Origin of the sequence: Vagococcus teuberi, assembly GCF_001870205.1 — a bacterium.
In the GTDB taxonomy this organism is placed as follows: domain Bacteria; phylum Bacillota; class Bacilli; order Lactobacillales; family Vagococcaceae; genus Vagococcus; species Vagococcus teuberi.
The window spans coordinates 2,081,254-2,107,394 of the sequence record NZ_CP017267.1 but is presented as its reverse complement, the minus strand read 5'-3'; the positions used below and the strand labels follow the sequence as shown (position 1 = coordinate 2,107,394).

Here is a 26,141-nt window from a genome sequence, read left to right as displayed (position 1 = left end):
ATATTCTATATATCAACATTTCAAGACATTTTCCATTTATTTGGAAGATGTCTTTTTATATTAAGAACCACCCTATCTAATTCCATCTACTAGTTTTGGGAAGTTTATTATAAGTAAAGTTGGCAGGTATAAGTTTAATGATATTATTTGAATTAATATATATTTTTGTTGTACTTGTTTGATAATCCGTAGAAACATAGTTAGCTGTTGAACTAAATAGTAAAATTAATTGTGATTTATCTACTTCATTTTCTTCTGGATCAATCGGATCAATCGGTTTAACTGGTGGTTCTGGATCAGTTGGTTTTATTGGATCAACTGGTTTAACTGGTGGGAGAGTTTCCTCTGGTTTTGGCTTAGTAGGAACTGTTGGAATATCAGGTAATGGACTTGTTCCAGAATTTCCTGTCTTAGGTGAGGTATAAGTACCAACATTATTCTCAATTTCTTTAGCTTTATTTGTTTCCTTTTGATTCACTAAAGGTTTATTTTCATCGGTATTGATAACAATTGATGTTTTTCCATTATTATCTTGAATAGCGACTACACGATTATCCTTCCCTGTTTTTGAATTAATTTCTCCACCAAAAACTAACTTATTTCCTGCATAAATTAAGTCAATATTTGTAATCTGATTGATTTCAGCAAGAGGATTAATTGAGATGTCAGTAGCAACAGATATGGTAGATAAAGTATCTCCCATTGGATAATATACTCGTTACCTTTAATGTCTGATTTGATTTGCTGTGAAGAACGTGGTTGCCAATTAGTATCAGTTTCAGAAGCTTGTGCTATTGGAGATGAGATGAATATTGTCCCACCAAGTACACTTGAATAGAGAGTGCTTTTTACAATTTTAGATGAATTATTCTTTTTCCTTTCTAAATATATGATAATCAAAGTTTATCAATAAAAAAAGAATTTGCAATACATTTTGTATTGCTTAAAGCAATGCATATTTATAGTGTGTAATGTCATATGATTTGAGTAGTAATAATTATATATAAAGAGGAATTGATATAATGAATGAATTCAAATTAAGATCAGATAAAAAGGAAACTGAGAATAAAACAATTCGTTTTCCATTACCATTAATAGAAGAAATTAATGAGGCAATAAAAAAAGAAGATGTAAGTTTTTCAGGTTTTGTAATTCAAGCATGTGAATATGCACTCAAGAATTTAAAGACAAAATAAAAATGTATAGAGTATAGATAATATTGGATTTATAGCGATAAGTTATTTTAATTAAAAGGGGTTTGTTAAATGAAATTAGGGATAATAAATTTTTCAGATATTCATCTGTTTGATGATAATGAAAAGAATTCAATTATGAGTAAAATAGATGGAATTGAAAACGCTGTGAAAAATAGAATTAGCTTTGTTGATAAGATTCTAATTCTTGTAAGTGGTGATACAGCTTTTTCTGGGAAAAATTCAGAATATGAAGTAGCGATCACCTTTTTTATGGATTTAATAGATAGAATAAAAACCGAAAATAAAGATATTGATTTTTTATTTATTCCGGGTAATCATGACTGTCATTTTATAAAGAAAAATGAAAATTTAAGGAATACTTTAATAGATGGAATAGATGAAAATGTGGAAATTGACGATTCTATAATTGATCAGATAATAGTACAGAACGAATATAATGAGTTTAAAAAAATAATGTATTCGTATAATGAAAATACTGAAATAATATTAGAGAACAAATTTTATGAGAAGGTTAATTATAATTTTACTGAAGAGATTAAACTATCTTTTCATTTATTTAACACTGCGTGGATATCTAAACTTAGAGAAGAACCAGGAACAATGTTTTTTCCAAACCAAGTATTTGAAATACTTTGCAAAAGCTTTGATAGTTTTATTAATATATCGGTTTTACATCATCCACCACACTGGTGTGAGCCAAATAACAAAAGACTTTTTGAATCTAGATTACAAGAAATTTCAGATGTTATTATTACTGGTCATGAACATGCTAATAATAGTGGAAAAAAAGAAGATAATTTTGGCGAGACGATTTTTATTGAAGGATGTGTACTGCAAGAGAGTTGGAATTCTGACAAGAGTGAATTTAATTATATAGAAGTTGATATGGAAGCATCTTTATTAAAACTTGAGCAACTTGATTTCAGAATAGATAAAAATGCTTATTATCCCAATAAAAAAGAATATGATTTATCAACTATGAAACAACACGAAATACGAGTTGCAGGTTCTCCAATATATTTAAACCCTGAAATTATTGATTTTTATGAAGATTTGGGAGCACCGATAGATCATCCTGATAAGGGAAGGTTATTATTAAAAGATATTTACGTTTATCCAGACTTTAGTGAAGTTTTAACTGAAGAGGTAGAAAATAAAGTTGAAGATGCAAAAATAGTTATTGAAGAACTTGAAGGATCAGAAAAGTATATTTATATTTTTCAAGGAGACAAAGAATTTGGAAAAACGTCATTATTAAAAAGTGTAGCACTTAGATTTTATAAAAATCAGATATATCCATTGTATTTAGATGCAGGTAATGTGAAGCAGAAAGAATATAAAAAAGTAGAGAAAATTATTAGAGATAGAATTCAAGAACAGTATGGAGAAGAATCATACGAAGACTTTTTCCAATTAGATAAGAGTAAAAAAGTATTATTGGTGGATGACTGGAATCTTATTAATTTAAATAAAGATGGAAAAAATAAACTTTTATTAGAATTATGTAAATATTTTGATAAAGTCATATTATCATCCCAAAATACAACAATGGATATCAAAGATACATTGAGTCTGATAGATACTCAAAATAGAGAGGTTAAAATTTTTAATTTAAAAAAATTTGGATATAAAAAAAGGGGTCAAATAGTTGAAAAGTGGCTAAATTTAAGCCATTTATATGAAATTGATGAAAAAGAAGAATATGTATTTCGTTTTGATGAGTATATAGTCTCACTTAATGAAATAGTTGGTAAAAACTATATTCCACAAGTACCACTTTATTTATTGATAATACTACAATCAATTGATAGCGGGAAAAAAAGTGTGGATTTTGATAAGCAAACGAATGGATACTATTATGAACTTTTGATAAAGCAACTAATATATGATATTCAAATAGGCTCAGATGATATAAGTACTTTAAATAATTATTTGAAACATTTAGCTTATCACATTTTTAAATCGAAAAAAAATACAATAAGTTATTATGAATTTAAAAAACTGTATGAAGATTTTGTGGATTATTATGATTTAGACGAAGCCCAATTTAGGTTTGAGCAAAACATAAAAAAACTTGAACTTGCTAATATTTTACAAGAAAAGGAAAATAATTATTATTTTAAATACAAGTATGTTTTTTATTATTTTACGGCTCAATATATTTCAGAAAATATAAATTCAACGTGGAATAATATTCATGAAAAAGATACTAAAGAAGACGTAATATATTTAATTCAAAATATACACGTGGATTTATATTCGAATATATTAATATTTTTAATACATGAATCAATAGATGAAATGGTTTTTGAAGAGGTTATTAAGCAGTCTAAACAAATATTACCTAAAGAAAATCTCATGGATATTGATGGAGAGTTAAATAATTTAGTGGAAAAATTACCTGAATTAATTATTAATACAAAAGGAAATGCCATGGAAAATAGAGCAAGTTTGTATGAATCTAGAGATGTTACTGAAGAGGTGTTAGAGGGTGAAATGAAAAAGTCACATGAAGAAATTAATGAGTTAGATGTTTATAAGGATCCGTTAATAATCGAATTTGAAAAAGCACAAAAATTTACTGAAGTAATAGGTCAAATATTAAAAAATTATGGAGGAATAATAAATAAGAGAACTAAAGAGTCGTTATTAACTAGTTCATATAGGGTATCTTTAAAGGCGGGAAATATTCTCAGTGAACTTGTTATTAATGAAAAAGAGGATTTAATAAAATTTGTTATTAATGAATTAGAAAAATTAAATAGCGACGAATTAATTAGTAAAAAGGATCTTGAAAATAGAGCTGGAAAGATGGTATTTGAATTTGTTGGACTAATATACTCTTCTATTATACAAAAAGCAATAGTAGATACAGGCACTAATAGAATGAAATCAACTTATGATAAGTATTTGAAAGAAGAGGAAAATACAGCAATTAAGTTGATACTAGTAGGTAGTTTATTAGAAAACACAAGATTAGATCAATCGGAAAAAGTAATTGAAAATTTATATGAAGAAAATAGTAGTAACTACATGGTTAAAAATATTTTAAGACACATGGTTGGTAGACATTTATATATGTTTGATATACCTTATAGTAAAAGGCAACAAATTTGTAAAACGTACGATATAATATATGATCCGTCTTTAAATAAGACAAGATTATTAAAATAATTGTTTGTAGCGAACTAACACAAATATTCATTTGAGCAAATTATTTCAAGGAATATCAAATAGTATCTTTTCAGAGTGAAGACAAACTAATTACTCATTAAGAGTAATTGGGTTGTCTTTTTTACATCCTATGATTAATTTAGGTAAATAATTAAAAATAGACAAAAAAATAGAGCCCTCTAGGTCTCTTAATTTAAGCATTTTTGCTAATTTTTTTATATTAAGACATGCGAAAGTAAGCCCAATTTTCATGTGCATTTTTTCTTTGCCTATTAAGTTGGTATAACGTAATCCATGAAATTCTTTGGCTGTTCCAAATAACCTCTCAATCGTCTGTTTACGATTATTATAGATAGATTTCATTCCAATGGAATGACGTATGTCCTCACATCGTTCCATATCATCTTCCCATAAATGACGTTGAACTTGCTTTCTCTTATCCTTTGATTGCGTACATTTATTTATTAAAGAACATGTCATACAATCATGAGGGTTACTTTTATATTCTCGATAACCATCTCGATTAGTTGTCGTATAAGTTAATGTTTTCATATTGGGACAAATATATTGATCATAGTATTCGTCATAAACATAATCATATTTTTTGAAAAAACCTTTCTTGGTCATGGGTCTCTTGTATGGAAAAATAGGTGTTAAGTTATCTTGAAATAACAAATGGGCAATACCTGGTGTCTTGTAGCCTGCATCCATCACTAATTTATTCAGAGTGAAATGACTTTTTAATTTATTGTAAATAGAGATAAAAGTACGACTATCATGTTGATTACCTGGATGCGTTGTATATCCTAAAACCCATCCGTTTTTATCACATGCCACTTGTGTGGTATAGGCAAAGACTTGTTTATGTTCTCCTTTATGAAACCAGCCACTGTCAGCATCGTTTTTACTAATTTTTTTAACCTTTGTATTTGTCTCACTTTTTTCTTTTCTTTTTAAGGGCTTTTTTAATTGTTTTTCTCTATCGATTTCAACTTCTTTTTGAAGTGATTTTACATAAAATAATGTGTCTTCAGTTATTTCTTTGCTTTCATACTTTTTATTATTTGCATGTGCTTTGATATGAGTCCCATCAATAAATATCTCAGACGTATCAACTAAATGAGCTTCTGTACACTGCGCTAAAATACCATAAAAAATTTGTTCAAAGATATCTGTTCCTTTAAATCTTCTTGAGTAATTTTTACCAAAAGTTGAAAAGTGAGGGACTGAGTCTTGGATATCTAAACCTAAAAACCATCTGTAAGCCATATTTACTTCGACTTCTTTAATCGTTTGTCTCATGCTCTTAATTCCGTATAAGTATTGTATCAAGGGAAGTTTGATTAACATAACTGGATCTAAACTAGGTCGTCCATTAGACTGATCATATTTATCCTCAACAAGTTGATAAATAAAACTAAAATCGACGTATTTATCAATATCTCTTAGAAGGTGTTCCTGTGGAACTAAGTCTTCTAATGAATAAAAACCTATTTGATTACGTTTGCTCATATCTTGCTTTTTCAACATTAATGGTCATTCCTTTCCTCTATTTTACCAAAAAAAACAAAGTATCGAAATTTATCAATACTTTGTCTACAGTCTGTAGTATCTTTTTTTAGTTATAAAATATATCTAGAGATATAAGTAAGTATTAATAGTTAGGTTTTTAAATAGAAAAGAGAGGTAAAGAGATGTTACTAGAAGAAATTAATAAGGCGACTAATAAAGAGTTGAAAGATAAAGGGTTAGTTTCAAATATATTAAAGGAAATGAAAATTCTAGAAATAGAATTAGATATTTATAGTAGTCAGCTTAAGGATAGTTATTACTGTCTTCCAGAAAGACCAGATATTTCTTTTTATTTACTTTGGATGTCGGTAAACAGAGCATATCGAGATTTTTATCTGAAAAATAAAACGATGGATAGTGAAACAGTTATGGGAGCAGAAATGGTTAATAAAATAACTAATCATCTCTCAGATCAAATATCGTCGACGCATACTATTGAATCTCTTATGATTGAATATATAAATAATTATGGAGAACAAATGTTTAATTTTATTAGTAATATCATATTAAAAGGATTGTGCACTGAAAAATATTGTAAAGAGAACTCTTTGACCAGTAAATCCTATACAACTTCACAATTTAAAACAATGAAGAATAGATTTGAAAATGTTGTAAAAGCAATAGAAGAAACATACCTGAAGAAATATTATGATAATTTAAATGATATTAAACAAGATATTAATAAAACAAAAGTATTAATAGAATCGTCTGCAATAAATCATTCGATACTTCGTAGTTTATCAAAACAATTAAGTGAATTGTTGAAGAGAGAAAAGGTTAAATTTTCACAGGGCTCTTTTTTTGAAGAAATTCAACTGTCGGATAATGATTTTGTTATGATGTATTATCAAACTTTAAATGCTATTAGAAATTCTAATATTCATGGAAATGGTAATTCTAGATTATCGTCACCTAATGCAAAGAAGAAATATATGAAAAGTTCAGAAGTCACATACTTAGCCGCATATTTTTATTTTGGATTAGAAATGTATATGTTAGGTGAAGTTACTTTAAAAGATTTGAGCATATTTGAAGAAAACTTAAAGATTATATAATGATATATATGATAAAAAAAGAATCATAATAAATTTAAATGTATTTAACTAACATTCATAAAATTTGGTTCAAATTGGTTCAAGTTATATCCATTTACAGTCCTTTTTATTTATCTCTATCCTTTTTTAAATCTGCTAACTATTGATAGGAAAGGATTCATATAGATAAAGATAGGCAAAAATATTAAACATTCGTTCTCAAAACGTTAATTCGTTTTTATACAGAATATCAAAACACTCTCCGTTTTTGGAGGGTGTTTTTTTGTTGTCATGTATAAATATTAGTTTTTATACACCACTAATTTTAAGAATTCTATTTTAAGTAAATCAGAAGCCCATATAGCCCCTACCGCTTCTTTTTTTCATTTAACCAATGAGAAAAAAGGTTAGTAACAATACCGACAAGTATAGGGTCAACTATCAGTGATACAACTTTATCCAATCTTAAATTCCCCTCTATCGTTTTAACATATCCTTTTCTAGTTTTTCTTTGGGGATTATTTCAGGATTCAATTGTTTAAAAAATATTTTTGTTTAATGATTAGAATGAATATTTTTTTGAAAAAGCACCCTGATTTTATCAGATTGTAGTGATCCACATACCTAAATTTTTTTAGTTTTACTAATTAAAAGTAAGCCTAATCAGTTTACTTTTTGTAAGTAATATTATATGATGATGTCAAGTAAGAGAGATATCTTTTTTTAATCATTTTTATCTCGAATTCGAAATAAATGATAGAGGTGATGACTATGAATCAAACAGAACAATCGTTAAACACATTTATTCAATTGATACGGGCAAGTAATAAATTGGAAAAAATCGTCAGACAAGATGTCACGCAGTATCAATTAAATATAACCGAATTTGCGGTGATGGAGTTGCTCTTTCACAAAGGAAAACAGACAATCCAAGTGATTAAAGAGAAAATTTTGATAGCTAGTAGTAGTACGACATATGTTATTGACCAATTAGAGAAAAAAGGATTTGTCACAAGACAAACCAATATTAACGATAAGCGAGTGACGTTTGTTGTATTAACAGAGCGTGGGACACTACTCATGAAAGAAATTTTTCCTAAACATGCTAAAACCATTACTGATTCAATGTCATGTTTAGAACAAAATGAATTAGAACAACTATTAAAGTTATTAGCCAAATTAAATAGGTCACTAGGAAAATAGTGACATCAGGAGGAATTGGAAATGAATGAACAAGATAAATTATTAGGCATTCACCACATAACAGCAATGACAAGTGATGCTAAAAAAAATTATGACTTTTTCACTAATATATTAGGTATGAGACTAGTTAAAAAGACGGTTAATCAAGATGATATCTATACTTACCATACTTATTTTGCTGATGATTATGGGACACCAGGTACCACGATGACGTTTTTTGACTTTCCCAATAATCCAAAAGGTATAAGAGGTACTAATGCTATCACGCGTATAGGGTTTAGAGTTCCTACTGATGCCGCATTAGAATACTATAAAGAACGATTTTATGAATTTAATGTTGATCATGATGATATTTTAGAAGAATTTGGTGTAAAAGTATTGTCATTTAGAGATGAAGATGGTCAGCGTTATCAATTAATATCAGATGAAAATAATTATGGCGTAGCGGCTGGAACTGCTTGGAAAAATGGTCCAGTACCTGAAGAATATGCCATATATGGTTTAGGTACAACAGAGATAACAGTTAGTTACTTTAAAGAGTTTAAATCCTTAATGGAGACCATATTCTCGTTTAAAGAAATTACTCATGAGGGAAACCGATATTTGATGGAAGTTGGTGAAGGGGGCAATGGGACACGGATTATTTTAGTTGAAGAGACTCAATTACCTGATGCTAGACAAGGATACGGAGAAGTGCATCATTTGGCCTTTCGTTTGAAACATCGTGTGTCTTTACAAGTATGGAAAGAGTTATTTGATCAGCTAGGATTACCTAATTCGGGTTATGTGAATCGTTTTTATTTTGAATCACTTTATGTCAGAGTAGGGCATATTTTAATAGAACTTGCAACAGATGAACCTGGATTTATGGAAGATGAGCCTTATGACACATTAGGAGAAGCATTATCACTACCCCCATTTTTAGAAAAGAAACGTGAATATATAGAAAGTGTTATCAAACCATTTAATACAAAAAGATAGAGGTGTTTAGATATGGAATCTATAAATAGAATACATCATATTTCTGCTATTGTTGGAAATCCTAAAGAAAATGTGAGATTTTACGAAACGATATTGGGACTTAGACTGGTTAAACAAACAGTTAATTTTGATGACCCACAAACGTACCATTTATATTTTGGTAATGAACAAGCTGAACCGGGGACTATCATAACTTTTTTCCCATGGGATACAACCAGTCGAGGGCGTGTTGGTAGTGGACAAGTTGGTCGCATTGCGTTTCGAGTTCCTAAAGGTAGTCTCGCTTATTGGAATAAACGTCTTACTTCTTTTAATGTTTCCTTTGAGATAAGTCAATTATTTGGAAAAACGACACTATTATTTAATGACTCTCATGGTTTAGATATAGCTTTGGTAGAAGGTGAAGAAATGAACGGATACCAAATTATGGGATTTCATGGCGCAGTATTGTTATCTAGCCAACCTAAAGATACGATGCAAACATTAAGAGATGATTTAGGGTTGAGTGTAGTATCCGAAGATAGTGATGCCTATCATGCTGAAACAATAGGTAAAGAAAAACATCATATTGTTATTCCAAAAGAAAGATTACCACGTGGACGTTTTGGAGTAGGTACTGTCCACCATATTGCCTGGTCAGTTCCGGATGATGAGACACATCGCATATGGCAAGATTATTTATATGAAGAAAAATATCAGGTAACAGAGATAAAAGATAGACAGTATTTTAAAGCCATTTACTTTATTGAAAAAGGAAATATCGTGTTTGAATTAGCAACGGATAAACCAGGGTTTACCATTAATGAGTCTTTAGACCATCTAGGTGAAAAGCTAATGTTACCGCCACAATATGAGCATATGCAATCACAATTAGAGAAAAGTCTATTACCACTTCGATAGGAGGAAAAGAGATGTTATCACTAAATCCAAACACCATGAGTGAACGAGAAAATTATAAAATGCTGATTGGCTCAATCATTCCTAGACCGGTCGCAGTTGTTACGAGTCTAGCGAAGGATGGGACACTAAACATTGCACCATTTAGTTATTTTAATATTGTAACCTCTAATCCACCGATTATTTCGTTATCGATTCAACGACAAAATGGTCAGATGAAAGATACAGCACATCATATTGTGACAAGTAAGGAAGCTGTGGTACATATAGCTGAAGAGTCTTATATCAAAGATATTAATCAAACTGCGACTAGTTTTAGCTCAGATGAGAGCGAGTTGAGCTTGACGAATTTTACATTAAATCAAGCTAAAAGTATATCAGTACCAATGTTGTCAGAGCTTCAAATCAAGATGGAAGTGACGTTGTATCAACATATTGAAATAAAAGATGACCATCAAGTGACAGCTGATTTATTGTTATTATCAGTTAATTATTATCATATTGATGATACATTATACGATCATGGTAGAATTGATTTTAAAAAGTTACGTCCAATGAGTCGTCTTGCAGGAAATGATTATGCCAAAATAGGAGAGGTCATCACAATTGAACGACCGGTTTAAGGGAGATAAATACGATGAATTATACAATTAAATATGGCGGTAAGGAACAGCCGGTTTTAATACTATTACACGGAACAGGTGGAAATGAATCATCTTTATTGGATGTTGGTAAAGACTTAATGTCAGATGCGACATTAATAGGTATTAGAGGAGAAGTATTGGAACAAGGTCAGTCTCGCTTTTTTAGTCGAGTAAGTGACGGTGTTTATGATGAAGTAGATTTAGAAATGCGTGCAAACGACTTACATAGGTTTATTAGTGAGCTTTTGCAAAAGAGTCAGTTAACTACTCAAGAGATTGTCTTAGTTGGTTATTCTAATGGTGCAAATATCGCTATTAAGTTATTGCTTAACTACCCTGATAAGTATCAAAGAGCAGTATTATTTCATCCTATGTACCCAATAGATGTTTTAGAGGATCACGATTTAAGTCAAACAGAATTATTTGTCACATTAGGAACACAAGATAGTATTGTTCCCATTGAGGAAAGTCAACGAGTTTTGACTTTATTTCGAAGATTTCATGCGAATATCCTATCAGAGTGGACATTAACGCATCAATTGACCTATTTAGAAGTTGAAAAAGCCAAAAAATGGTTGCATCGGATAATAAAACAAAACGAGCATGAATAATCATTGCTCGTTTTTATAGTGGTGAAGGATTAATATAGTGGGTTGTTTTATTCTAATTATATTGATTTACATAGCTATCAGACCAGAATTTTTTTGCGATTTTTTGTCCTTGATTAATTTTTGCCCATTGTTGTGCTTGGGTTAATTCATTTCCACAATCACATGACGCAAATCCACATTGATGAGATAAAAGTAATCTTTCTTTTGGTAAAATTTGACTCGCTTTTTCGAGTAATTGATAGATTCTTGTTTCATCATCTAAAGTAGCTGTTTTACTTGATAGTAAACCTAATACTACTTCCACATTTGGCTTATCTTTTAAAGCTTCTAAAGCTGAGATATCTCCTACACGTTCATCATCCCACTCTAAGAAGAAACGGTCATAGTGTTGCTCGCCTAAGAATTTTTTCGCAATCGTTTGGTAACTACCACCAGCAGCATGACGACTTTGATAATTTCCACGACAGTTATGTGTCCAAACTTTCAGTCCTAATGAATGACCAAAATCAGCCACTTCATTGTTAATGGCAATAAATGTATCAGCTAAATCTTCTAAACTTTCATTTCCTTCAGCGAAGAAACTATCTTGGTTATCTGAAGAGAATAGTGTCCATAAACAATCATCAAATTGGACAATTTCACCACCAATTTCTTTAAACTCTGTTAGAAATTCTTTGTAAGCATTAATCAAGCCTGTTTTCAAATCATCTTGTGTTTTATAAACTTGCCCGTCACCATATAATCCATTAAATACTGTCAGTTCTGTAAAGGCATGAGCAGCGCCCCATACAGTTAATTTTGCTTGAGTGTTACCAGCGTCTTTTTTGACTTCTTTAAAAATTTTAAGGAAATGGTGGTTTTTACCGCTTAAAGGAGCCACGATACGAATTCCAATATCTTTACGTGTTTCAAAATGTTCCCCATCATGATCTTTAAACGCATAACCATGATCTGTGATAAAACGCTCCACACCAGTTAATCCCCATAAAAAGTCAAGATGCCATAGTGCTTTTGAAAATTCACCGTCTGTCACAATATCAATCCCATGATTGATTTGTTCTTTGACAACGTCTTTGATAGCTTGTGCTTCGACTTCTTGATAACCAGTAAAATCTTCATAAAAAGGATAGGTAATATCATCACGCGCTTCGATTTGTTCTTTGTATGCTAATAAATTTTTTGGTCTAAGTAATGATCCAACTAATTGAAATTTTGATAATGTCATAAAAAATCCCTCCGTTTTTTAAGTGTTGAACGTATTGTAACAACATTTATTAAAAATAGATAATATATAATAATTTAGTGATATAATAGGTAAAAACTATAACTTAAGGAGGTCACTATGCGCATCCAACAGTTAGAATACTTAGAAAAAATAGCGGAAACAGGATCAATAAATGAAGCAGCAAAGCAATTATTTATTAGCCAACCGAGTTTGTCACAAGCGATGAAAGAGTTAGAAAAAGAGTACAATATGCAATTATTTTATCGTAGCAAGGTAGGGATTACGTTGACGAGTGAGGGACGAGAGTTTATGAACTATTCACGGATGATTCTTGATCAAGTCAACTTACTAAATGGTCGTTTTAAACAAGACACAACAAGAAAACGAACTTTCAGTGTATCTGCTCAACATTATGCGTTTGTCGTTCATGCCTTTGTTGAGTTAGTCAAAGAAGTTGGAAAAGATGAATATCATTTTACATTACGAGAGACCATCACTGAAAACACGCTAAATGATGTGCAGACATTTCGTAGTGAGTTAGGTGTGATTTATTTGAATGACTTTAATAAAACAGTGTTAAAACGCTTGATTTCTGAAAAAGATTTGACGTTTGTGCCACTATTTGATGCCAAACCTCATGTATTTGTCGGACGGGATAATCCACTAACTAAACAATCAAAGTTAACACTAGAGGATTTGGAGGACTATCCTTATTTGTCTTATGAACAAGGTGAAACCAATTCTTTTTATTTTTCAGAAGAAATATTGAGTACGCTACCTCATAAAAAGCACATTCAAATAAGTGATCGGGCCACCATTTTTAACTTAATGATTGGATTAAATGGCTACACAATTAGTTCAGGGATTATTAGTAGTGAGTTGAATGATGAAAAGATTGTGGCAATTCCACTTGATGTGGATGAGACTATGATGTTAGGGTATTTACGTCATAAAAAAATTGAACTAAGTCAAGTGGCACAAACCTATATTAAGTTGTTGAAGCAACACATTAAACATTTTGGATTTGAGGTATATGATTAATCTCATAAATCGTGCGAATAAAACAAAAATATGATAGACTATTAACCACTAATCAGGAGGAGTTAGGATGAAGAAGAAAGGGATATTGTTGATAAATTTAGGAACACCCAAAGAAGCGACACCACAGGAAGTAAAAAAATATTTGCGAGTTTTTTTATCAGATAGACGTGTTATCAAGACACACCCATTCTTATGGCAACCGGTATTACGGGGTATTATTTTAAATACACGCCCCAAAAAGTCAGCTAAGTTATATCAATCGATTTGGACAGAAGACGGATTTCCATTATTAAACTACACCTTGGCACAACGAGATAATGTGGCAAAGTTATTTCCTGATTGGGAAGTTGAAGTAGGGATGTCTTATAGTGAACCAACGATTGAACAGGCATTAGACAAGTTGTTAAAAAAAGGGGTAGAATATGTGACTATTATTCCAATGTACCCACAGTATTCTGGATCAACAGTCGGCTCTGTTTTTGATCGTGTGATGCGTTATTTTATAGGAACGGATAATATCATTGATATTCGATTTATTCGTTCTTATTATAATAATGAGTTATACACGTCTTATTATGCTGAAAAGATTAAAGAAAGTTTGTCACGTCACGACATTGATAAGATTGTTTTATCCTATCATGGCATACCTGTATCGTATGTTGAAGATGGTGATACATACCCCAAAGAATGCGAAGTGACCACACAAAAAATCATGGGAAAAGTCGGTAGTGACGTCCCATTTGTTCAAACGTACCAGTCGAAATTCGGACCAAATGAATGGTTAACCCCTGCGACAGATACCACATTAAAAGAATTACCTCATCAAGGAGTGAAAAAGGTATTAGTTGTCGCACCAGGATTTGTGGTGGATTGTTTAGAAACAATAGAAGAATTAGAAGAAGAAAACAAGGGATATTTTTTAGAAAATGGTGGAACAGAGTTTATTTATTTACCACCATTTAATGCAGATAAAACGTTTGCAGACATTGTCAAAGAGATTATAAACAATTAGAAGGAGGTCATTTATGACAGTAACATTTTCATATGCCACACGTCAGGATTTACCAAAAATTATTGAGATTTATAATCAAGCAGTTCCAACACGTATTTCAACAGCTGACACAAATCCTGTAACAGTGGAATCAAAAAAAATTTGGTTTGAGTCTTATAATCAAACGACACGACCATTATGGATAATGAAGAAAAAAGAAGTCATTGTTGGGTGGGTTGCGCTAGAGGATTTTTATGGACGACCAGCTTTTAAGGCAACAGCTGAAATTAGTTTATACATTGATGAAAATTATCAAGGACAAAGACTCGGACAAAAAGCATTAGATTGGGTATTTTCACAGCTTAAAACGTGTCAGGTTACCACGATTATGGCCTATGTGTTTCATCATAATGAAGCCAGTCAAAAACTATTTTTTAGAAATGGCTTTGAACAATGGGCCCATCTACCTAATATAGCCAATATGGATGATGCGTTATATAGTTTAGATATACTAGGAAAAACATTTGAATAAGATGTTAAAGTCGTCATTATAAAAATAGAAGAAATGTTTGGCCCAGTGACTATTTTAGTAAATAAAGTTAGTATGATTGCTTTTTACAAGAATAAGAAAAAACTTATTATGTCACCCATGGTCTAATAAAAAAACACTTGTTATTTAATTATGTTTAATTAGGTAACAAGTGTTTTTTTATTATGTTTTATATATAAAACTATCATGTTAGTGTTATATGTTAATAAAACCAAAATTTAAAAATATAATAAGTCCATTAATTGAACATTTTTTATTATTTGTTGTTATCTTTATGGTTTAAAATGTTAATAAATGATAAAAAAATAAAAATAGTGTACTATATATGTATATATTGTGTTTTTTATGATTTTTTAATTTATTTGGTTTTATTAATATAATAATAAGTGATTAAAGAATATCATAACTAATTTTCGTTTATGAAAAATCTATTTTTCTAGTTTGGAGGGGTGTATTCATTATATATGAAGCGGGTTTGAAGTCTCTTTAAAAGGGAAAAAAATAAAAAAGGGGTACGAAAAGTGGAATTCAAAAGGTTAATTAAAAAAATAGGGCTATTGGTTTTAATGGTTATACCATTTATTTACGCAGATGTTGTGAAAGCTTCAAACGAGGATTTAACGTATACCATATCTGTCAAACCGGTATCTAACCAAATAGATAAGCAAGCAACATATTATGATTTATTGGTTGAACCAAGTCAAAAAGAAACATTAACAGTGATTGTGAGCAACACTGGCAAAGAGGAAAAAACATTACGAGTGACGCCAACAAATGCTATTACCAATCAAAATGGTGTTATTGACTACTCTAGACAAGATAAAGATTACAAGTACGATTCTAATCTAAAAATACCTTTTACAAGTTTGGTTGAGAAGGAAAAGCAAGTAACCGTGCCGGCTGGTAAAAGCGAAGAGGTTAGGTTTGAGATGACGGTTCCTAAAGAGCCATTCAAAGGAATGATTCTCGGTGGTTTTTTGGTAGATGTGGTTGAATCTGAACAAGGAACAGATAATTCCGCATCTGGAGGGGTAAAAATTGTTAATAAATTTCAACTGGTTAAAGCGGTTATGTTAAGAGAAAGTGAGGAAACGGTAAAACCTGAAGTGGTACTGAATGAGGTAAAACCTGATTTAGTGTCTTATCGTACAGCAGTTACAGCTAATTTACAGAATACGGAACCAACTATGTTTGGAGATATGACAGTAGAAGCCAAAGTGACTGAAAAAGGAAAAAAAGAAATTTTAAAAAGTGATACTAAAAAGGGGTTAGAGATGGCACCTAACTCTAATTTTGACTACCCTATTATGTGGAATAACGAGCGATTAGATCCAGGAGAATATACGTTATCTCTGTTAGCAACATCGGGTACTAAAAAGTGGCAATTTACTAAAGATTTTACGATTACTAAGGATGAGAGTAACAAGTTAAACAAAGAGGCAGTAGAACTAGAAGAACCAGAAAAACCGTATTGGTTATATATTCTAATCATTGCCATATTTATCCTTTTATCTTTGATTTTATTAGTCTTAGTTTTACGACATAGAGCGAAATTAAAACAGCAACAAAAAAAAGCGAAAAGAGGTTCTCATGCTACAGGTCATAAAACAAAAGGTGGTCATAAAGGAGGAAGTAAAAAAAGGAGTAGAAAATCTGATAGAAAGGAGTAGAAAAGATTGAAAAAAACATGGGTGATAGTATTTAGTCTTATTCTTTTTTGGAGTTTATCTTATCCAAGTTTTGTTGAAGCGGTAGGAGAGCCATACACAATTGATCAAGCCCCTTTAGATGTTCCGGAGTTCGATGATTACACCGTAACAAAGGTTAGTTCATTATCTGAATTAAGTACAGCACTTAATAGTTCCACTTCTAAAGTAAGTATTGAACTTCAAAATGATATGACCATAACCAGTAGTATCATTATTAACGGCGATAAAGAATTAAACCTAAATGGTCATACATTAAATGCAGGGACAAACGGTTATTTATCGATAGATGGAAATAGTACGACAAATCAGTTTAAATTATTTAATGGAAAAATCATCGGAGGACCTGTTACACAAAGTCCAGGAAGCCGTGATACTCAAAATTCGGCCTTTTTAAATGTTTCTTATCAAAAAAATATAAATGTTGTATTTGAAGACATAGCGTATAAAAGTAATGATAATGGTGGTAACTTTTTTGTTGGATTGGCAACGAATGTGTTCTCTTTAGGTACAGTAACAGTGGAGACCTATGCACAAAATATACGTGCTGGAAATATCACGTTTTTAGGCGACTTTAACGGTTATTCTTTTGGAAATGGGTACCCTGACGAATTTGGTCAAGGAAAAGGTGGCGTTAACTTAACATTTGGTGGCAAGGCTTATTCGTATATTAATAAAACTAATGGTGGATCAACATTAATGTCTCAAGCAGTAGGGGACAGAAGGATATACATTGGTAAAAATAGCCATGTTGTGTTAAATAATACTAATAACGCAAATAACAACAGAGGTTATTTAGCTTATGCTAATAACATTGGAAACTTTTCAATTATTAATGTGGATGGAAGTTTAGAAGCGACATCAGTTGGAACATCTTTAAGAACAACAGCATCTCAAAGTAATAATGGGACGCCTTATAATAATCAAGCTGGTACGTTTAATGGTCAAGCAAATATATATGTCAATCAAGGAGCCAAGTTTAAAGTATCATCAACTAATGAAACAGCAACTTATGGGACATTATTTACTTACAATACTAATTTATATGTTTATAAACCTGATGTGTTGGATATGCGCTACTTTGGTAGGAGTAATTTCTTCTTTGCTTTTCCTGATTCACCACAATCTAATTTATATTTATATGATCAAAGTATTGGTGTTTGGCTTAAAGATGATAAAGGGATTGGAAATCCTACAAGAATTTGGCAAAATGTTGACTGGATGAGATTGCTTAATTTCTCTATAAATAGTGCAAATAACGTTAGCTCGTCTGATCCGACATTAACACCTGACACATTTAAAATAAACGATTACAGTCGTATATCTAATAATGTCGAGCTTCCTATGATAGTACTAGATCCGACATTTATCAATGAATCCGATCAAGCCTTTTTAAATAATGGGGATACTACCTTTAGCGGTACAACAGGTTATTATTTACCAGGAAACGTGAAGTTAGATAAAGCAGCGTCAAATGCAACTGTAACATTGAATTTAAATGGAAAGACTTATACGACACAAACAACAGACGATGGGACATGGCGCTTTGCAGACTTGGATTTATCAACAGTTAAAGGTGGAACGATAGGTACTGTTGACTTAGTGGACACAGACAAACGACTAGCCACTCAAATCAAATTTACCGTAAAAGATACCATCCCACCAAAAGCTACACCTAAATTAATAAAAGCTGATTTAGGAAGTACCACTAAATTAAATAATCCATTGGATGGTATTTCCACTTATAGCGACGAAACCACAACAAATGACAAGATGACAGTCGAATTTGTCAATAGCGATGCTGAACGAACTAAGATGGTCAATGAGTTAGGTGTTCATGATATTGGTATAAACGTTATTGATGAAGCGGGAAATAAAACACTCGTATCAACAAAAGTGGTTGTACATCCAAAAGGAGAAAACATTACAGATGGTTATGTTTTCGGAAAAGACTACGATATCGATTATCTAACATGGGTAAACGCGTCAGACAGTCAGAAAAGAGAGTTCGTCTTATCAAAGGATTATGGGAATACAAAGGGATATGCTATATCGGGAAACACCATTACAGATGTGTCGACTGATCCAAGTAACATGTTGATAACTATACCTAGTAACAACTGGGAGCCAAATAAAACGTATGATATTCCTGTAAAGGTTAACTCTTATACCAAAATAATAAAAGTTACCTTGGTGCCTAGTACCGTTAAGATGACTATTAAACAAGTATATAAGGGAACGGACACACCTATTTATAGTGATTTAGAAACTAAATCACTAGTAGAAAATGATGTGTATGAAGAAACCATTGGAGACAATATAGAAGAAGTTTTAAATAAGTTAATTTCTGATAAAAAAATAGTTTTAAATTATGAAGGGTATAATCCTGTAATTGTGTCAGATTACAAAATTTATCAACATGATAAAGAAATGACTAAGTCAGACACTGTACCAAATGACGATTTTTCCATTATTTATGAATACGAAGGGCAATTAAAATTTAAAGATATTGCTGAGAAATTAGACTTTGGTTCGGTTACTATCTCTGCAGAAGACACTGAAACACCATTGAGTGATTCAAGTGATAAGTCTCTTTCTATTATAAATACCATTCAAGATTCAACGTGGAAATTAAAAGCGTCGCTACCTTCAGGCATCACACAAGTCAATGGGAAGAAGTCTCCTTTTATAGGGAATGTTATCTATAAAGATATACTAGGAGATACCTTACGTATAGGGCAATCAGCGACTATTATTGAGACACAAAAAGATAATCAGTTATTTAGTCACATACAGTTAAAAAATAAAGACACGGGCATATTCTTAAAGCAAGAGGCTGGTAATTTAAAAGGTAGTTACTCAGGGGAACTTTTATGGACGTTGGAAGATTCACCTTAGCATAAATAAAAGAGAGGGATGTGAAAATGAAGAAATTACTTTATCTATGTTCTTTAGCGATGATTGTTATATTCGGTTATCAAGTCCAAGTGGCAGCTGAGACAAAAGAGAGTACATCTGAAACAATCATTTCAGAATCTGATATTTCATCATCAAGCGCCAAGGTGAATTCTCACGCAACCATCAGTTTTTCTAGAAAAACTATAAAAGAAACGAATGGAAATAGCGATTCATCGTCAAATAATAAGGCGTCAAGCACCATTCCCAGTTCAGGAGCACGACTTCCTTCTACTGGGGAAGCATTAGGTATAGGAGTATCGATGATAGGTTTTTTATTACTTTTTATTATTTTTAGAAAGGAAATCAAATCTATTTTTATTGAAAAAAAATTTAGTCAAAAGGAGAAGATATAAAATGAAAAAAATGTTAGGAACATTACTAATTAGTTCAACTGTATTAGTCGCAGGGTTACAAACCTATGCAGTGACTGTCGAAGAAAATGGACAAATTAACTCAGAGGCAACCATTACGGTAAATCCTGGTGCTAAAGAGCCAACAAAACCAGAAAATCCTGATACCCCTTCTGGCGAGACTGGACAAAGTGGTCCTCTAAGTATTGATAATGTCATTGTTTTTAATTTTAAAGACATGAATTTAAGTGGACGAACACAAAAAATTTCGTTAAAAAATGATGGAGCAGAATCTATTGCCAAAAGAAACATTCAAGTAACCGATACACGAGGAACAGGTGCTGGTTGGAATTTACAAATAAAACAAAGTGAACTAACTGATTCAACGACTAATCCAGGAACAACGAATACGTTAAGAGGTGCTTATATCACATTAAATAATGGATCAGTTGTAGCAGGTAGTGACAATGCTGTGGCACAAGATGACGCTGGTATTACACCAACGCTAAATGAGTACGCACCAAATGCTGAAAACAAAAATAGTTTTCAAAAAATTATAACGGCTGAAAAAGGTCAAGGCATGGGGACGTTTAAAGTTTTTTATAATAAAGACGCAACAGGTTTAGAGAAGGACGTAGCAGATGATATTCAATTAGTTGTTCCATCAGGTAATATGATTGGGACGTATCAAGGAACGGTTACTTGGGCATTATCTGATAGCCCATCAGCAAGTCCAGTAAAATAAAAAAGGAGAATTCACATGAAAAAAAATATTTATTTATCTAGTTTGTTAGTTTTAGGAACTCTTTTTAGTGTTAGCCAATTAACTGTAGCTGAAGAAGCACAAGGTCTTAATAAAGCTGGTACAGCCAATGTTCAAATTACTGCAGGTTCTGACGTTATTACACCTCCAAGTACAGACCCATATCCATCTACTGGCCCAATGTTACCAGTAAAAGATCTGGGGATTACGAGTGCAACGGATTTGTATTTTGATGCTATATCATTAACATCAACGACTACAACCAGAGATGCGCTATATGTTAAATCTACTGGTACACCTATTACTAATATCGGTGTGGTGGACAATACAGATATATCAAAAGATGATACTGTCTATACACCGGGTTATAGTGTGACTGACCGTCGTGGGACAGGCGCTGGTTGGAATTTAACCTTAACATTGGGTGATTTTATTGAACAAAATGTTGCATCAGATGATACTGAACATACGTTAAAAGGGGCACAATTATCTTTCCCAGAAATTACACCTAATACAACCAAAGATGCCTCTCATAGTGTAGCACCTACCAGTTTTGCTAAAACGTTTGATGCAGGTGGTACGGCAAAAGTGTTGATGTCTGCTGCTAAAGATCAAGGTATGGGATTATGGGAAGCACGTTATAATTCGAGAGCACTAGAATTATCAGATGGATCAACTACTGAAAAAAAACCGATTCAATTATCTGTTCCAGGAAATAATTATGCAGGTCAATATCAAGCAACACTTACATGGAACTTATCAGACTCACCAGCTGCACCAACTGCTGAATAAGAGAGAGTATAAAAAGGAGAGAGTATAATGAAAAAACAAGTCAAATTAATCAGTGTGATTTCTTTAAGTGCGATTTTTATGGCATCTTTTGGTACAACCATTATGGCAGCAGAAGGAGAAAATGCTGAATCAAACGCAACGATTAAAGCCATTGCAGGAGGAAATACTCCTGTGAAACCTGTTAACCCAACTGATCCCAAAGACCCTACTAAACCAGGTCCAACCGATCCAAATGATGGAAATACAACTGGACAAACTGGTGCTTTACAAATTAACTATTTATCTAACTTAGATTTTGGTAGTGATATTGAGATTACAAGTAAAACTGTGACAGCCAATGTTAAGAATGATACGCCTAGATTTTATCAAGTCAGTGATTTAAGAGGCACTGCAGCAGGTTGGAAATTAAATGTATCTCTAGGAGATTTTGTTCCAACTGATACTAAAAATACGAATAAGCCAATTACGGGTGCTACTATATCATTTAAAAATGGTGAAGCTGTTACAAGTAATGATACTGTAAATGGTAGTGATGTTGACCTTGCTAAGACACATGATATTAGTTTGTCTGCTGGTAATACAGGGGTACAAACCTTGTTATCAGCTGATAAGGGAACAGGACGAGGAACATGGTTAGCAAGATATACAGCAGAAGCTGGTGCAACAGATAATGAACATATTGTTTTTAGTGCTCCAACTAATAGTATCACTGCAAACACTGGTTATAAAGCAACATTGACTTGGCAATTAGTTGATGGCGTAAAATAAACAGATTACAAGTTAGGAGAAGTACTATGAAAAAAATATGGTTTTGTTGTACCTTACTTTTATCTACTCTAATCATAGGGGAAACTGTATTAGCAGTAGATATGGAACCTAAGACACAAAAAGCGACAGTTAACTTAATCGAAAATACCGATCCTTCTGTTTCATTGTTAGAGATTACTAAAGCATCTGATTTAAATTTTGGATCTAAGGCAATAGGTATTACAGATATGACATTAACAGAAGAACAATCACCTAATCTTGTCATAACTGATATTCGTGGAGATGCTCCGGGTTGGTCTCTTTCTGTATCTTTAGGCGAATTTAAAGATTCCTCCAATAGTCGAGTATTAAAAGGAGTTCAATTGTTTTATCCAGCCATTACCTTGACGACAAGTGCAACAGTTGATGTTGCTGAGCGTACACCAGAAACTCTCTCAACGGATGAAAGCTTTGAAGATTCTTTCGTCAAGGGTTTAAGGATTAACTCTTCAGATACACCAAGTAATAAAGTATTAATAAAATCTGTATCTGGAAAAGGAAATGGTCAATGGACGGGAACGTATGATGCAACTCATAAATTAGAATTAAACATACCTGCAGGTAACCTTGCGGGAAACTATGAATCATCATTGACTTATACCTTAACAGATGGACCAACAATATAATTTAGGAGGAGATAGAATGAAATCACATAATATAAAGAACATACTCTTTGGGTTAAGCTTGTCAGCTATTGCTTTAATGACAAGTAGTGTGACGTTTGCTGCATCCGTTAATCAAGATGCGACTGCTACATTTAATTTGGTGGCTCCGACAGAGACATTAAAACTGACAGAGGCATCAGATATTACATTTAAAGATGCGACTATTTCAGCAGAAGATATCGTAACAACTAATTCAAATGATGTGAATATTTCTATTCAAGAATTAAGTGGTAATGCTCCTGGATGGCAATTGTCTACCAAATTGAGTCATTTTACAGGAAGTACTAAAGGTAAGCAACTGACTGGTGCTCAATTGTTTTATCCTAGTGTGACACCAACAACCACAACAAGTGGTGATACTAGTGCCATTTTACCTAATACATTAACTACAGATAATGCCTTTACTGGAGATGAAAAAGGAAAGATTGTGTCTTCTGGTGAAGACGCTGTTAATATTGTGACAGCTGATGTCGGTAAAGGTTATGGTAGCTGGACTATACAGTATCCAACAGATAAAATTCAATTAAAAATCCCAGCTGGAAATTTACAAGATACTTATACAGCAACATTGACTTATACATTAACTGACTCACCAGTGTCACATTAAATAGCTGGTTACTCTATCTTAAAAGGTTTCCCAAAACTTTTAGTTAAGTCAATAATTTATTGCTTGATAAGCAGACTGAATTTCTTTATAAATAAAAACGGAATGGATCCCAAAACGGATGGCAAATATGAAAACACCTTCGTTGTATTCATGCAAATTGAAATTACTAGAGGTATGATTGTAGATTTATAAAATAATACAATAAAAATCATAGAAGTCTTCTATTTAGATAAGACTTCTACGATTATTTTTTATGGCTTTATAATTTAAAGGGCTGATGAATCAAAATTCGATTCATCAGCCCTTTTTAGTTTGTTTTATTTAAAAACATGTCGTCTATCTAGTAAAATTTAAGTACCAACAAAAACATTAGGTAGAAAGGACGACATGTCATGAATAATCATATCAAAAAAATGCTAAGAATAACAGGTAATTATTTAGATTTAGCCAGTACAGAAGAAGCTAACATTAATGGAAGAATACTTTAATTATTAAAGGGACTTATTCCCCCCTACCTTATGCTAGTAAAAATTGTAAACAAAATTGGACTACTCAATGCTCAATCGTTGAAAAAGTTGTCATATTAGTAAGTTTATTACTTTACAAATCTTAGAACTTTTAACTGAAAAATGTCTATGACGTTAATCGCTAAATTATGCCAAGTCTCCTTAACGACTTGTTATAAGGGTTATTAAATATGTTGAAACTCAATTACCACATCAACTTAAACCCCAGCGATTTCCTGACGTTCTAATGGTAGACGAATTCAAGTCGCATGCTAGTAGAGAAGACAAGAATACTCATATAAAAACACTAAAACGAGTGTCATACGGATTCAAATCATTTCATAATATGAGAATAAGGATTTTCTTGATAAACGGCCTTATAAAAAATAAAATAACTAAAAAAGATGATAAATGTGAGATTACTCTCACAATCATCATCTTACCAATTTAACTCATCAGTCCTATTTGACAAAGAGCCATTTTTATTAGAATGGGTTATAAGTGATTGTATTGTTTTGTGTGTCGCCGACTTGAGTATCTGTTTGTGAAAACGAGCTCGTTTCATTTAGTTTTTTTATTTTCTCCTGAGCAGTTTGGATGTCACTTTTTAGATCTTTTATTGTGGTATTTTTATCACTTAATTCTTTTGATTGTTTATCTATCGTTGCCTTTAATTCGTTTATTTGAATTTGCGCTTGAGCAATATCCTTATTATTTTGTTCTACTTTGTAGACACTTACTCCAGCAAATATAATTAACGACATTAATAGTACGATATTTAAAATACCTTGTTTTTTCATTATATCAACTCCTCATATCATCATACCAAAAAAATAATTAGTTTCATATATTATTTAGAAATTATTGTTAATAAAATAAATAGTTTACTCCACGTTAAAAGGTTGGCTAAATTCTTGTGCTAAATCAATAATTTTTTGATTAAATGTTGTCTGAAATGTATTAGATTGATGAATGTGTTTATTTACTATAAGACTTATATAGATTTGTGGCGGTTGCTCAATTTCAACTTTAACTAATCCCGGGTGATCTCGTACTAAAATATCACTTAAAAAGGCTATCATGTTTGTAGAACTAGCAATTGATAGAGCAGTCTGTATTTCTTTAGTATAAATTGTTTGAATATTTTTTAAGTGATGATCTAATACCCAGTCATCAAAGATTCGGTGGTGCATGTATCCTTTTTCTAATGAAATAAAGACATCTTCCTTACAAGTTGTAGGGGAGGTCTTTTTTTTAGTAGCAAGTGGGTGGCTCTTGGATACCCATAAAGCCATGTCTTCTTGTTTTAATGGAACTTGAATTAAAGAGTCATCGTTAAATACAGGTTCGTCACTTCCAATGATTGCAATGGGAACCTTACCGCTTTTTACTAGGCTTAACATAACATCAGAACTCTCTTCTTCAATGAATTTTATTGAAGAAGAAAATGTATTCAAATGAGGTAATAAACGGGACATAAAATAGCCTCCAATAGTTGGTAAGAAACCAAAATAGACGATTTGATGTTTAAAGTCATGAATCTCCTCTTCAGCTTGTTCAACTGACTTTAAAATTTGATGAGAATAACGATATAAAATGTTACCGGTTTCAGTTAAACTAAGCTTCTTGTGAATTCTTTTTCTATCAATTAGAATGGTATCTAGTTCGATTTCTAGTCGTTTTATAGCCATAGAAATAGAAGGTTGGGATATATAAAAATAATCAGCAGTAGCAGTAAAATTAAGCGTTTGCGCAAGATGATGAAAGTATGTTAAATCTTTTAAATTCATGGTAGGCTCCTCTAAAATATTGTGAAAAAACACTCATAAGTAAAATGTATATAAAAG

Annotated in this window: 25 protein-coding genes and 1 pseudogene; 20 read left to right on the top strand and 6 right to left on the bottom strand. The window is 31.8% G+C overall.

Going from position 1 to position 26,141, the window contains the following annotated elements; genetic code table 11:
- Nucleotides 1-76: 76 nt before the first annotated feature.
- The gene (locus BHY08_RS11295) at nt 77-703 is read right to left on the bottom strand and encodes a LysM peptidoglycan-binding domain-containing protein (protein ID WP_071457733.1); all 627 of its coding nucleotides are present in this window, start codon (nt 701-703) and stop codon (nt 77-79) included.
- Nucleotides 704-1,022: 319 nt separating this feature from the next.
- Between BHY08_RS11295 and BHY08_RS11080 the strand changes: the two genes are divergently transcribed.
- The gene (locus tag BHY08_RS11080; protein WP_157093671.1) at nt 1,023-1,196 is read left to right on the top strand and encodes a YlcI/YnfO family protein; all 174 of its coding nucleotides are present in this window, start codon (nt 1,023-1,025) and stop codon (nt 1,194-1,196) included.
- 69 nt (nt 1,197-1,265) lie between these two features.
- Nucleotides 1,266-4,391 carry an STAND family AAA ATPase gene (locus BHY08_RS10060; RefSeq protein ID WP_071457732.1) on the top strand — a complete coding sequence of 1,042 codons (3,126 nt, stop codon included), beginning with the start codon at nt 1,266-1,268 and terminating at the stop codon, nt 4,389-4,391.
- Between the two features lie 90 nt (nt 4,392-4,481).
- Here BHY08_RS10060 and BHY08_RS10055 read toward each other — a convergent pair whose 3' ends face one another.
- Nucleotides 4,482-5,921 (bottom strand): IS1182 family transposase, encoded by a 1,440-nt coding sequence (locus BHY08_RS10055; RefSeq protein WP_071457731.1) that lies wholly within the window; start codon nt 5,919-5,921, stop codon nt 4,482-4,484.
- 164 nt (nt 5,922-6,085) lie between these two features.
- On the opposite strand from BHY08_RS10055, the gene BHY08_RS10050 reads away from it, so the two are divergent.
- The gene (locus BHY08_RS10050; RefSeq protein ID WP_071457730.1) at nt 6,086-7,018 is read left to right on the top strand and encodes a hypothetical protein; all 933 of its coding nucleotides are present in this window, start codon (nt 6,086-6,088) and stop codon (nt 7,016-7,018) included.
- A 346-nt stretch (nt 7,019-7,364) separates the two neighbouring features.
- Here the strand turns inward: BHY08_RS10050 and BHY08_RS11075 are convergent, their stop codons facing one another.
- Nucleotides 7,365-7,460 (bottom strand): type I toxin-antitoxin system Fst family toxin, encoded by a 96-nt coding sequence (locus tag BHY08_RS11075; RefSeq protein ID WP_118251202.1) that lies wholly within the window; start codon nt 7,458-7,460, stop codon nt 7,365-7,367.
- A gap of 308 nt (nt 7,461-7,768) precedes the next feature.
- Between BHY08_RS11075 and BHY08_RS10045 the strand changes: the two genes are divergently transcribed.
- From BHY08_RS10045 to BHY08_RS10025, 5 genes are read left to right on the top strand one after another with little or no spacing between them, the layout of a single operon-like run.
- Nucleotides 7,769-8,200: a MarR family winged helix-turn-helix transcriptional regulator gene (locus BHY08_RS10045; protein ID WP_071457729.1), complete on the top strand. Its 432-nt coding sequence runs from the start codon at nt 7,769-7,771 to the stop codon at nt 8,198-8,200.
- Between the two features lie 21 nt (nt 8,201-8,221).
- Entirely contained in the window at nt 8,222-9,181 is a 960-nt protein-coding gene (locus tag BHY08_RS10040) for a ring-cleaving dioxygenase (RefSeq protein ID WP_071457728.1), read from the top strand.
- 12 nt (nt 9,182-9,193) lie between these two features.
- Nucleotides 9,194-10,081 carry a VOC family protein gene (locus BHY08_RS10035; protein WP_071457727.1) on the top strand — a complete coding sequence of 296 codons (888 nt, stop codon included), beginning with the start codon at nt 9,194-9,196 and terminating at the stop codon, nt 10,079-10,081.
- A gap of 11 nt (nt 10,082-10,092) precedes the next feature.
- Complete coding sequence (locus tag BHY08_RS10030) at nt 10,093-10,701, top strand: flavin reductase family protein (protein WP_071457726.1); 609 nt, start codon at nt 10,093-10,095, stop codon at nt 10,699-10,701.
- Between the two features lie 14 nt (nt 10,702-10,715).
- Nucleotides 10,716-11,333 (top strand): alpha/beta hydrolase, encoded by a 618-nt coding sequence (locus tag BHY08_RS10025; RefSeq protein ID WP_071457725.1) that lies wholly within the window; start codon nt 10,716-10,718, stop codon nt 11,331-11,333.
- A 52-nt stretch (nt 11,334-11,385) separates the two neighbouring features.
- Here the strand turns inward: BHY08_RS10025 and BHY08_RS10020 are convergent, their stop codons facing one another.
- Nucleotides 11,386-12,558, bottom strand: a complete 1,173-nt coding sequence (locus tag BHY08_RS10020; RefSeq protein WP_071457724.1) for a cobalamin-independent methionine synthase II family protein — start codon at nt 12,556-12,558, stop codon at nt 11,386-11,388.
- Between the two features lie 117 nt (nt 12,559-12,675).
- Between BHY08_RS10020 and BHY08_RS10015 the strand changes: the two genes are divergently transcribed.
- The 12 genes and pseudogenes from BHY08_RS10015 to BHY08_RS11500 form a co-directional block, all read left to right on the top strand.
- Complete coding sequence (locus tag BHY08_RS10015; protein WP_071457723.1) at nt 12,676-13,599, top strand: LysR family transcriptional regulator; 924 nt, start codon at nt 12,676-12,678, stop codon at nt 13,597-13,599.
- A gap of 67 nt (nt 13,600-13,666) precedes the next feature.
- Nucleotides 13,667-14,611: a ferrochelatase gene (hemH, locus tag BHY08_RS10010; RefSeq protein WP_071457722.1), complete on the top strand. Its 945-nt coding sequence runs from the start codon at nt 13,667-13,669 to the stop codon at nt 14,609-14,611.
- 13 nt (nt 14,612-14,624) lie between these two features.
- Nucleotides 14,625-15,122 carry a GNAT family N-acetyltransferase gene (locus BHY08_RS10005; protein WP_071457721.1) on the top strand — a complete coding sequence of 166 codons (498 nt, stop codon included), beginning with the start codon at nt 14,625-14,627 and terminating at the stop codon, nt 15,120-15,122.
- Between the two features lie 539 nt (nt 15,123-15,661).
- Nucleotides 15,662-16,810, top strand: coding sequence for a WxLIP family cell surface protein (locus BHY08_RS10000; RefSeq protein WP_084657268.1), 1,149 nt, complete (start codon nt 15,662-15,664; stop codon nt 16,808-16,810).
- Nucleotides 16,811-16,816: 6 nt separating this feature from the next.
- A complete protein-coding gene (locus BHY08_RS09995; protein ID WP_071457720.1) occupies nt 16,817-19,744 on the top strand; it encodes a hypothetical protein in 2,928 nt (975 codons plus the stop codon).
- A gap of 26 nt (nt 19,745-19,770) precedes the next feature.
- Nucleotides 19,771-20,157 (top strand): hypothetical protein, encoded by a 387-nt coding sequence (locus BHY08_RS09990; protein ID WP_071457719.1) that lies wholly within the window; start codon nt 19,771-19,773, stop codon nt 20,155-20,157.
- Nucleotide 20,158: 1 nt separating this feature from the next.
- The gene (locus BHY08_RS09985; protein WP_071457718.1) at nt 20,159-20,899 is read left to right on the top strand and encodes a WxL domain-containing protein; all 741 of its coding nucleotides are present in this window, start codon (nt 20,159-20,161) and stop codon (nt 20,897-20,899) included.
- A 15-nt stretch (nt 20,900-20,914) separates the two neighbouring features.
- On the top strand, nt 20,915-21,709 hold the full coding sequence (locus tag BHY08_RS09980; protein ID WP_071457717.1) for a WxL domain-containing protein: 795 nt from the start codon (nt 20,915-20,917) through the stop codon (nt 21,707-21,709).
- Between the two features lie 27 nt (nt 21,710-21,736).
- Nucleotides 21,737-22,477 (top strand): WxL domain-containing protein, encoded by a 741-nt coding sequence (locus BHY08_RS09975; RefSeq protein WP_071457716.1) that lies wholly within the window; start codon nt 21,737-21,739, stop codon nt 22,475-22,477.
- A gap of 26 nt (nt 22,478-22,503) precedes the next feature.
- The gene (locus tag BHY08_RS09970; RefSeq protein WP_071457715.1) at nt 22,504-23,142 is read left to right on the top strand and encodes a WxL domain-containing protein; all 639 of its coding nucleotides are present in this window, start codon (nt 22,504-22,506) and stop codon (nt 23,140-23,142) included.
- 16 nt (nt 23,143-23,158) lie between these two features.
- Entirely contained in the window at nt 23,159-23,788 is a 630-nt protein-coding gene (locus tag BHY08_RS09965; RefSeq protein WP_071457714.1) for a WxL domain-containing protein, read from the top strand.
- A gap of 771 nt (nt 23,789-24,559) precedes the next feature.
- Nucleotides 24,560-24,745 (top strand): annotated as a pseudogene (locus BHY08_RS11500) (transposase); the annotation flags it as partial.
- A 34-nt stretch (nt 24,746-24,779) separates the two neighbouring features.
- Here the strand turns inward: BHY08_RS11500 and BHY08_RS09960 are convergent.
- Together BHY08_RS09960 and BHY08_RS09955 are read right to left on the bottom strand one after the other, a co-directional pair.
- Nucleotides 24,780-25,094: a hypothetical protein gene (locus tag BHY08_RS09960; protein WP_071457713.1), complete on the bottom strand. Its 315-nt coding sequence runs from the start codon at nt 25,092-25,094 to the stop codon at nt 24,780-24,782.
- Between the two features lie 84 nt (nt 25,095-25,178).
- Nucleotides 25,179-26,084 (bottom strand): LysR family transcriptional regulator, encoded by a 906-nt coding sequence (locus BHY08_RS09955; protein WP_071457712.1) that lies wholly within the window; start codon nt 26,082-26,084, stop codon nt 25,179-25,181.
- Nucleotides 26,085-26,141 lie beyond the last annotated feature (57 nt).

Bases quoted from the DNA above. Each gene is read 5' to 3' on its own strand.
- BHY08_RS10035 (WP_071457727.1), top strand. From the start codon at position 9,194: ATGGAATCTATAAATAGAATACATCATATTTCTGCTATTGTTGGAAAT.
- BHY08_RS09980 (WP_071457717.1), top strand. From the start codon at position 20,915: ATGAAAAAAAATATTTATTTATCTAGTTTGTTAGTTTTAGGAACTCTT.
- BHY08_RS10005 (WP_071457721.1), top strand. From the start codon at position 14,625: ATGACAGTAACATTTTCATATGCCACACGTCAGGATTTACCAAAAATT.
- BHY08_RS10025 (WP_071457725.1), top strand. From the start codon at position 10,716: ATGAATTATACAATTAAATATGGCGGTAAGGAACAGCCGGTTTTAATA.
- BHY08_RS09955 (WP_071457712.1), bottom strand. From the start codon at position 26,084: ATGAATTTAAAAGATTTAACATACTTTCATCATCTTGCGCAAACGCTT.
- BHY08_RS09970 (WP_071457715.1), top strand. From the start codon at position 22,504: ATGAAAAAAATATGGTTTTGTTGTACCTTACTTTTATCTACTCTAATC.
- BHY08_RS10045 (WP_071457729.1), top strand. From the start codon at position 7,769: ATGAATCAAACAGAACAATCGTTAAACACATTTATTCAATTGATACGG.
- BHY08_RS09960 (WP_071457713.1), bottom strand. From the start codon at position 25,094: ATGAAAAAACAAGGTATTTTAAATATCGTACTATTAATGTCGTTAATT.
- BHY08_RS09985 (WP_071457718.1), top strand. From the start codon at position 20,159: ATGAAAAAAATGTTAGGAACATTACTAATTAGTTCAACTGTATTAGTC.
- BHY08_RS10030 (WP_071457726.1), top strand. From the start codon at position 10,093: ATGTTATCACTAAATCCAAACACCATGAGTGAACGAGAAAATTATAAA.
- BHY08_RS09975 (WP_071457716.1), top strand. From the start codon at position 21,737: ATGAAAAAACAAGTCAAATTAATCAGTGTGATTTCTTTAAGTGCGATT.
- BHY08_RS10055 (WP_071457731.1), bottom strand. From the start codon at position 5,921: ATGTTGAAAAAGCAAGATATGAGCAAACGTAATCAAATAGGTTTTTAT.
- BHY08_RS10015 (WP_071457723.1), top strand. From the start codon at position 12,676: ATGCGCATCCAACAGTTAGAATACTTAGAAAAAATAGCGGAAACAGGA.
- BHY08_RS10050 (WP_071457730.1), top strand. From the start codon at position 6,086: ATGTTACTAGAAGAAATTAATAAGGCGACTAATAAAGAGTTGAAAGAT.
- BHY08_RS10020 (WP_071457724.1), bottom strand. From the start codon at position 12,558: ATGACATTATCAAAATTTCAATTAGTTGGATCATTACTTAGACCAAAA.
- hemH (WP_071457722.1), top strand. From the start codon at position 13,667: ATGAAGAAGAAAGGGATATTGTTGATAAATTTAGGAACACCCAAAGAA.
- BHY08_RS10040 (WP_071457728.1), top strand. From the start codon at position 8,222: ATGAATGAACAAGATAAATTATTAGGCATTCACCACATAACAGCAATG.
- BHY08_RS11080 (WP_157093671.1), top strand. From the start codon at position 1,023: ATGAATGAATTCAAATTAAGATCAGATAAAAAGGAAACTGAGAATAAA.
- BHY08_RS09990 (WP_071457719.1), top strand. From the start codon at position 19,771: ATGAAGAAATTACTTTATCTATGTTCTTTAGCGATGATTGTTATATTC.
- BHY08_RS09965 (WP_071457714.1), top strand. From the start codon at position 23,159: ATGAAATCACATAATATAAAGAACATACTCTTTGGGTTAAGCTTGTCA.
- BHY08_RS11295 (WP_071457733.1), bottom strand. From the start codon at position 703: ATGGGAGATACTTTATCTACCATATCTGTTGCTACTGACATCTCAATT.
- BHY08_RS10060 (WP_071457732.1), top strand. From the start codon at position 1,266: ATGAAATTAGGGATAATAAATTTTTCAGATATTCATCTGTTTGATGAT.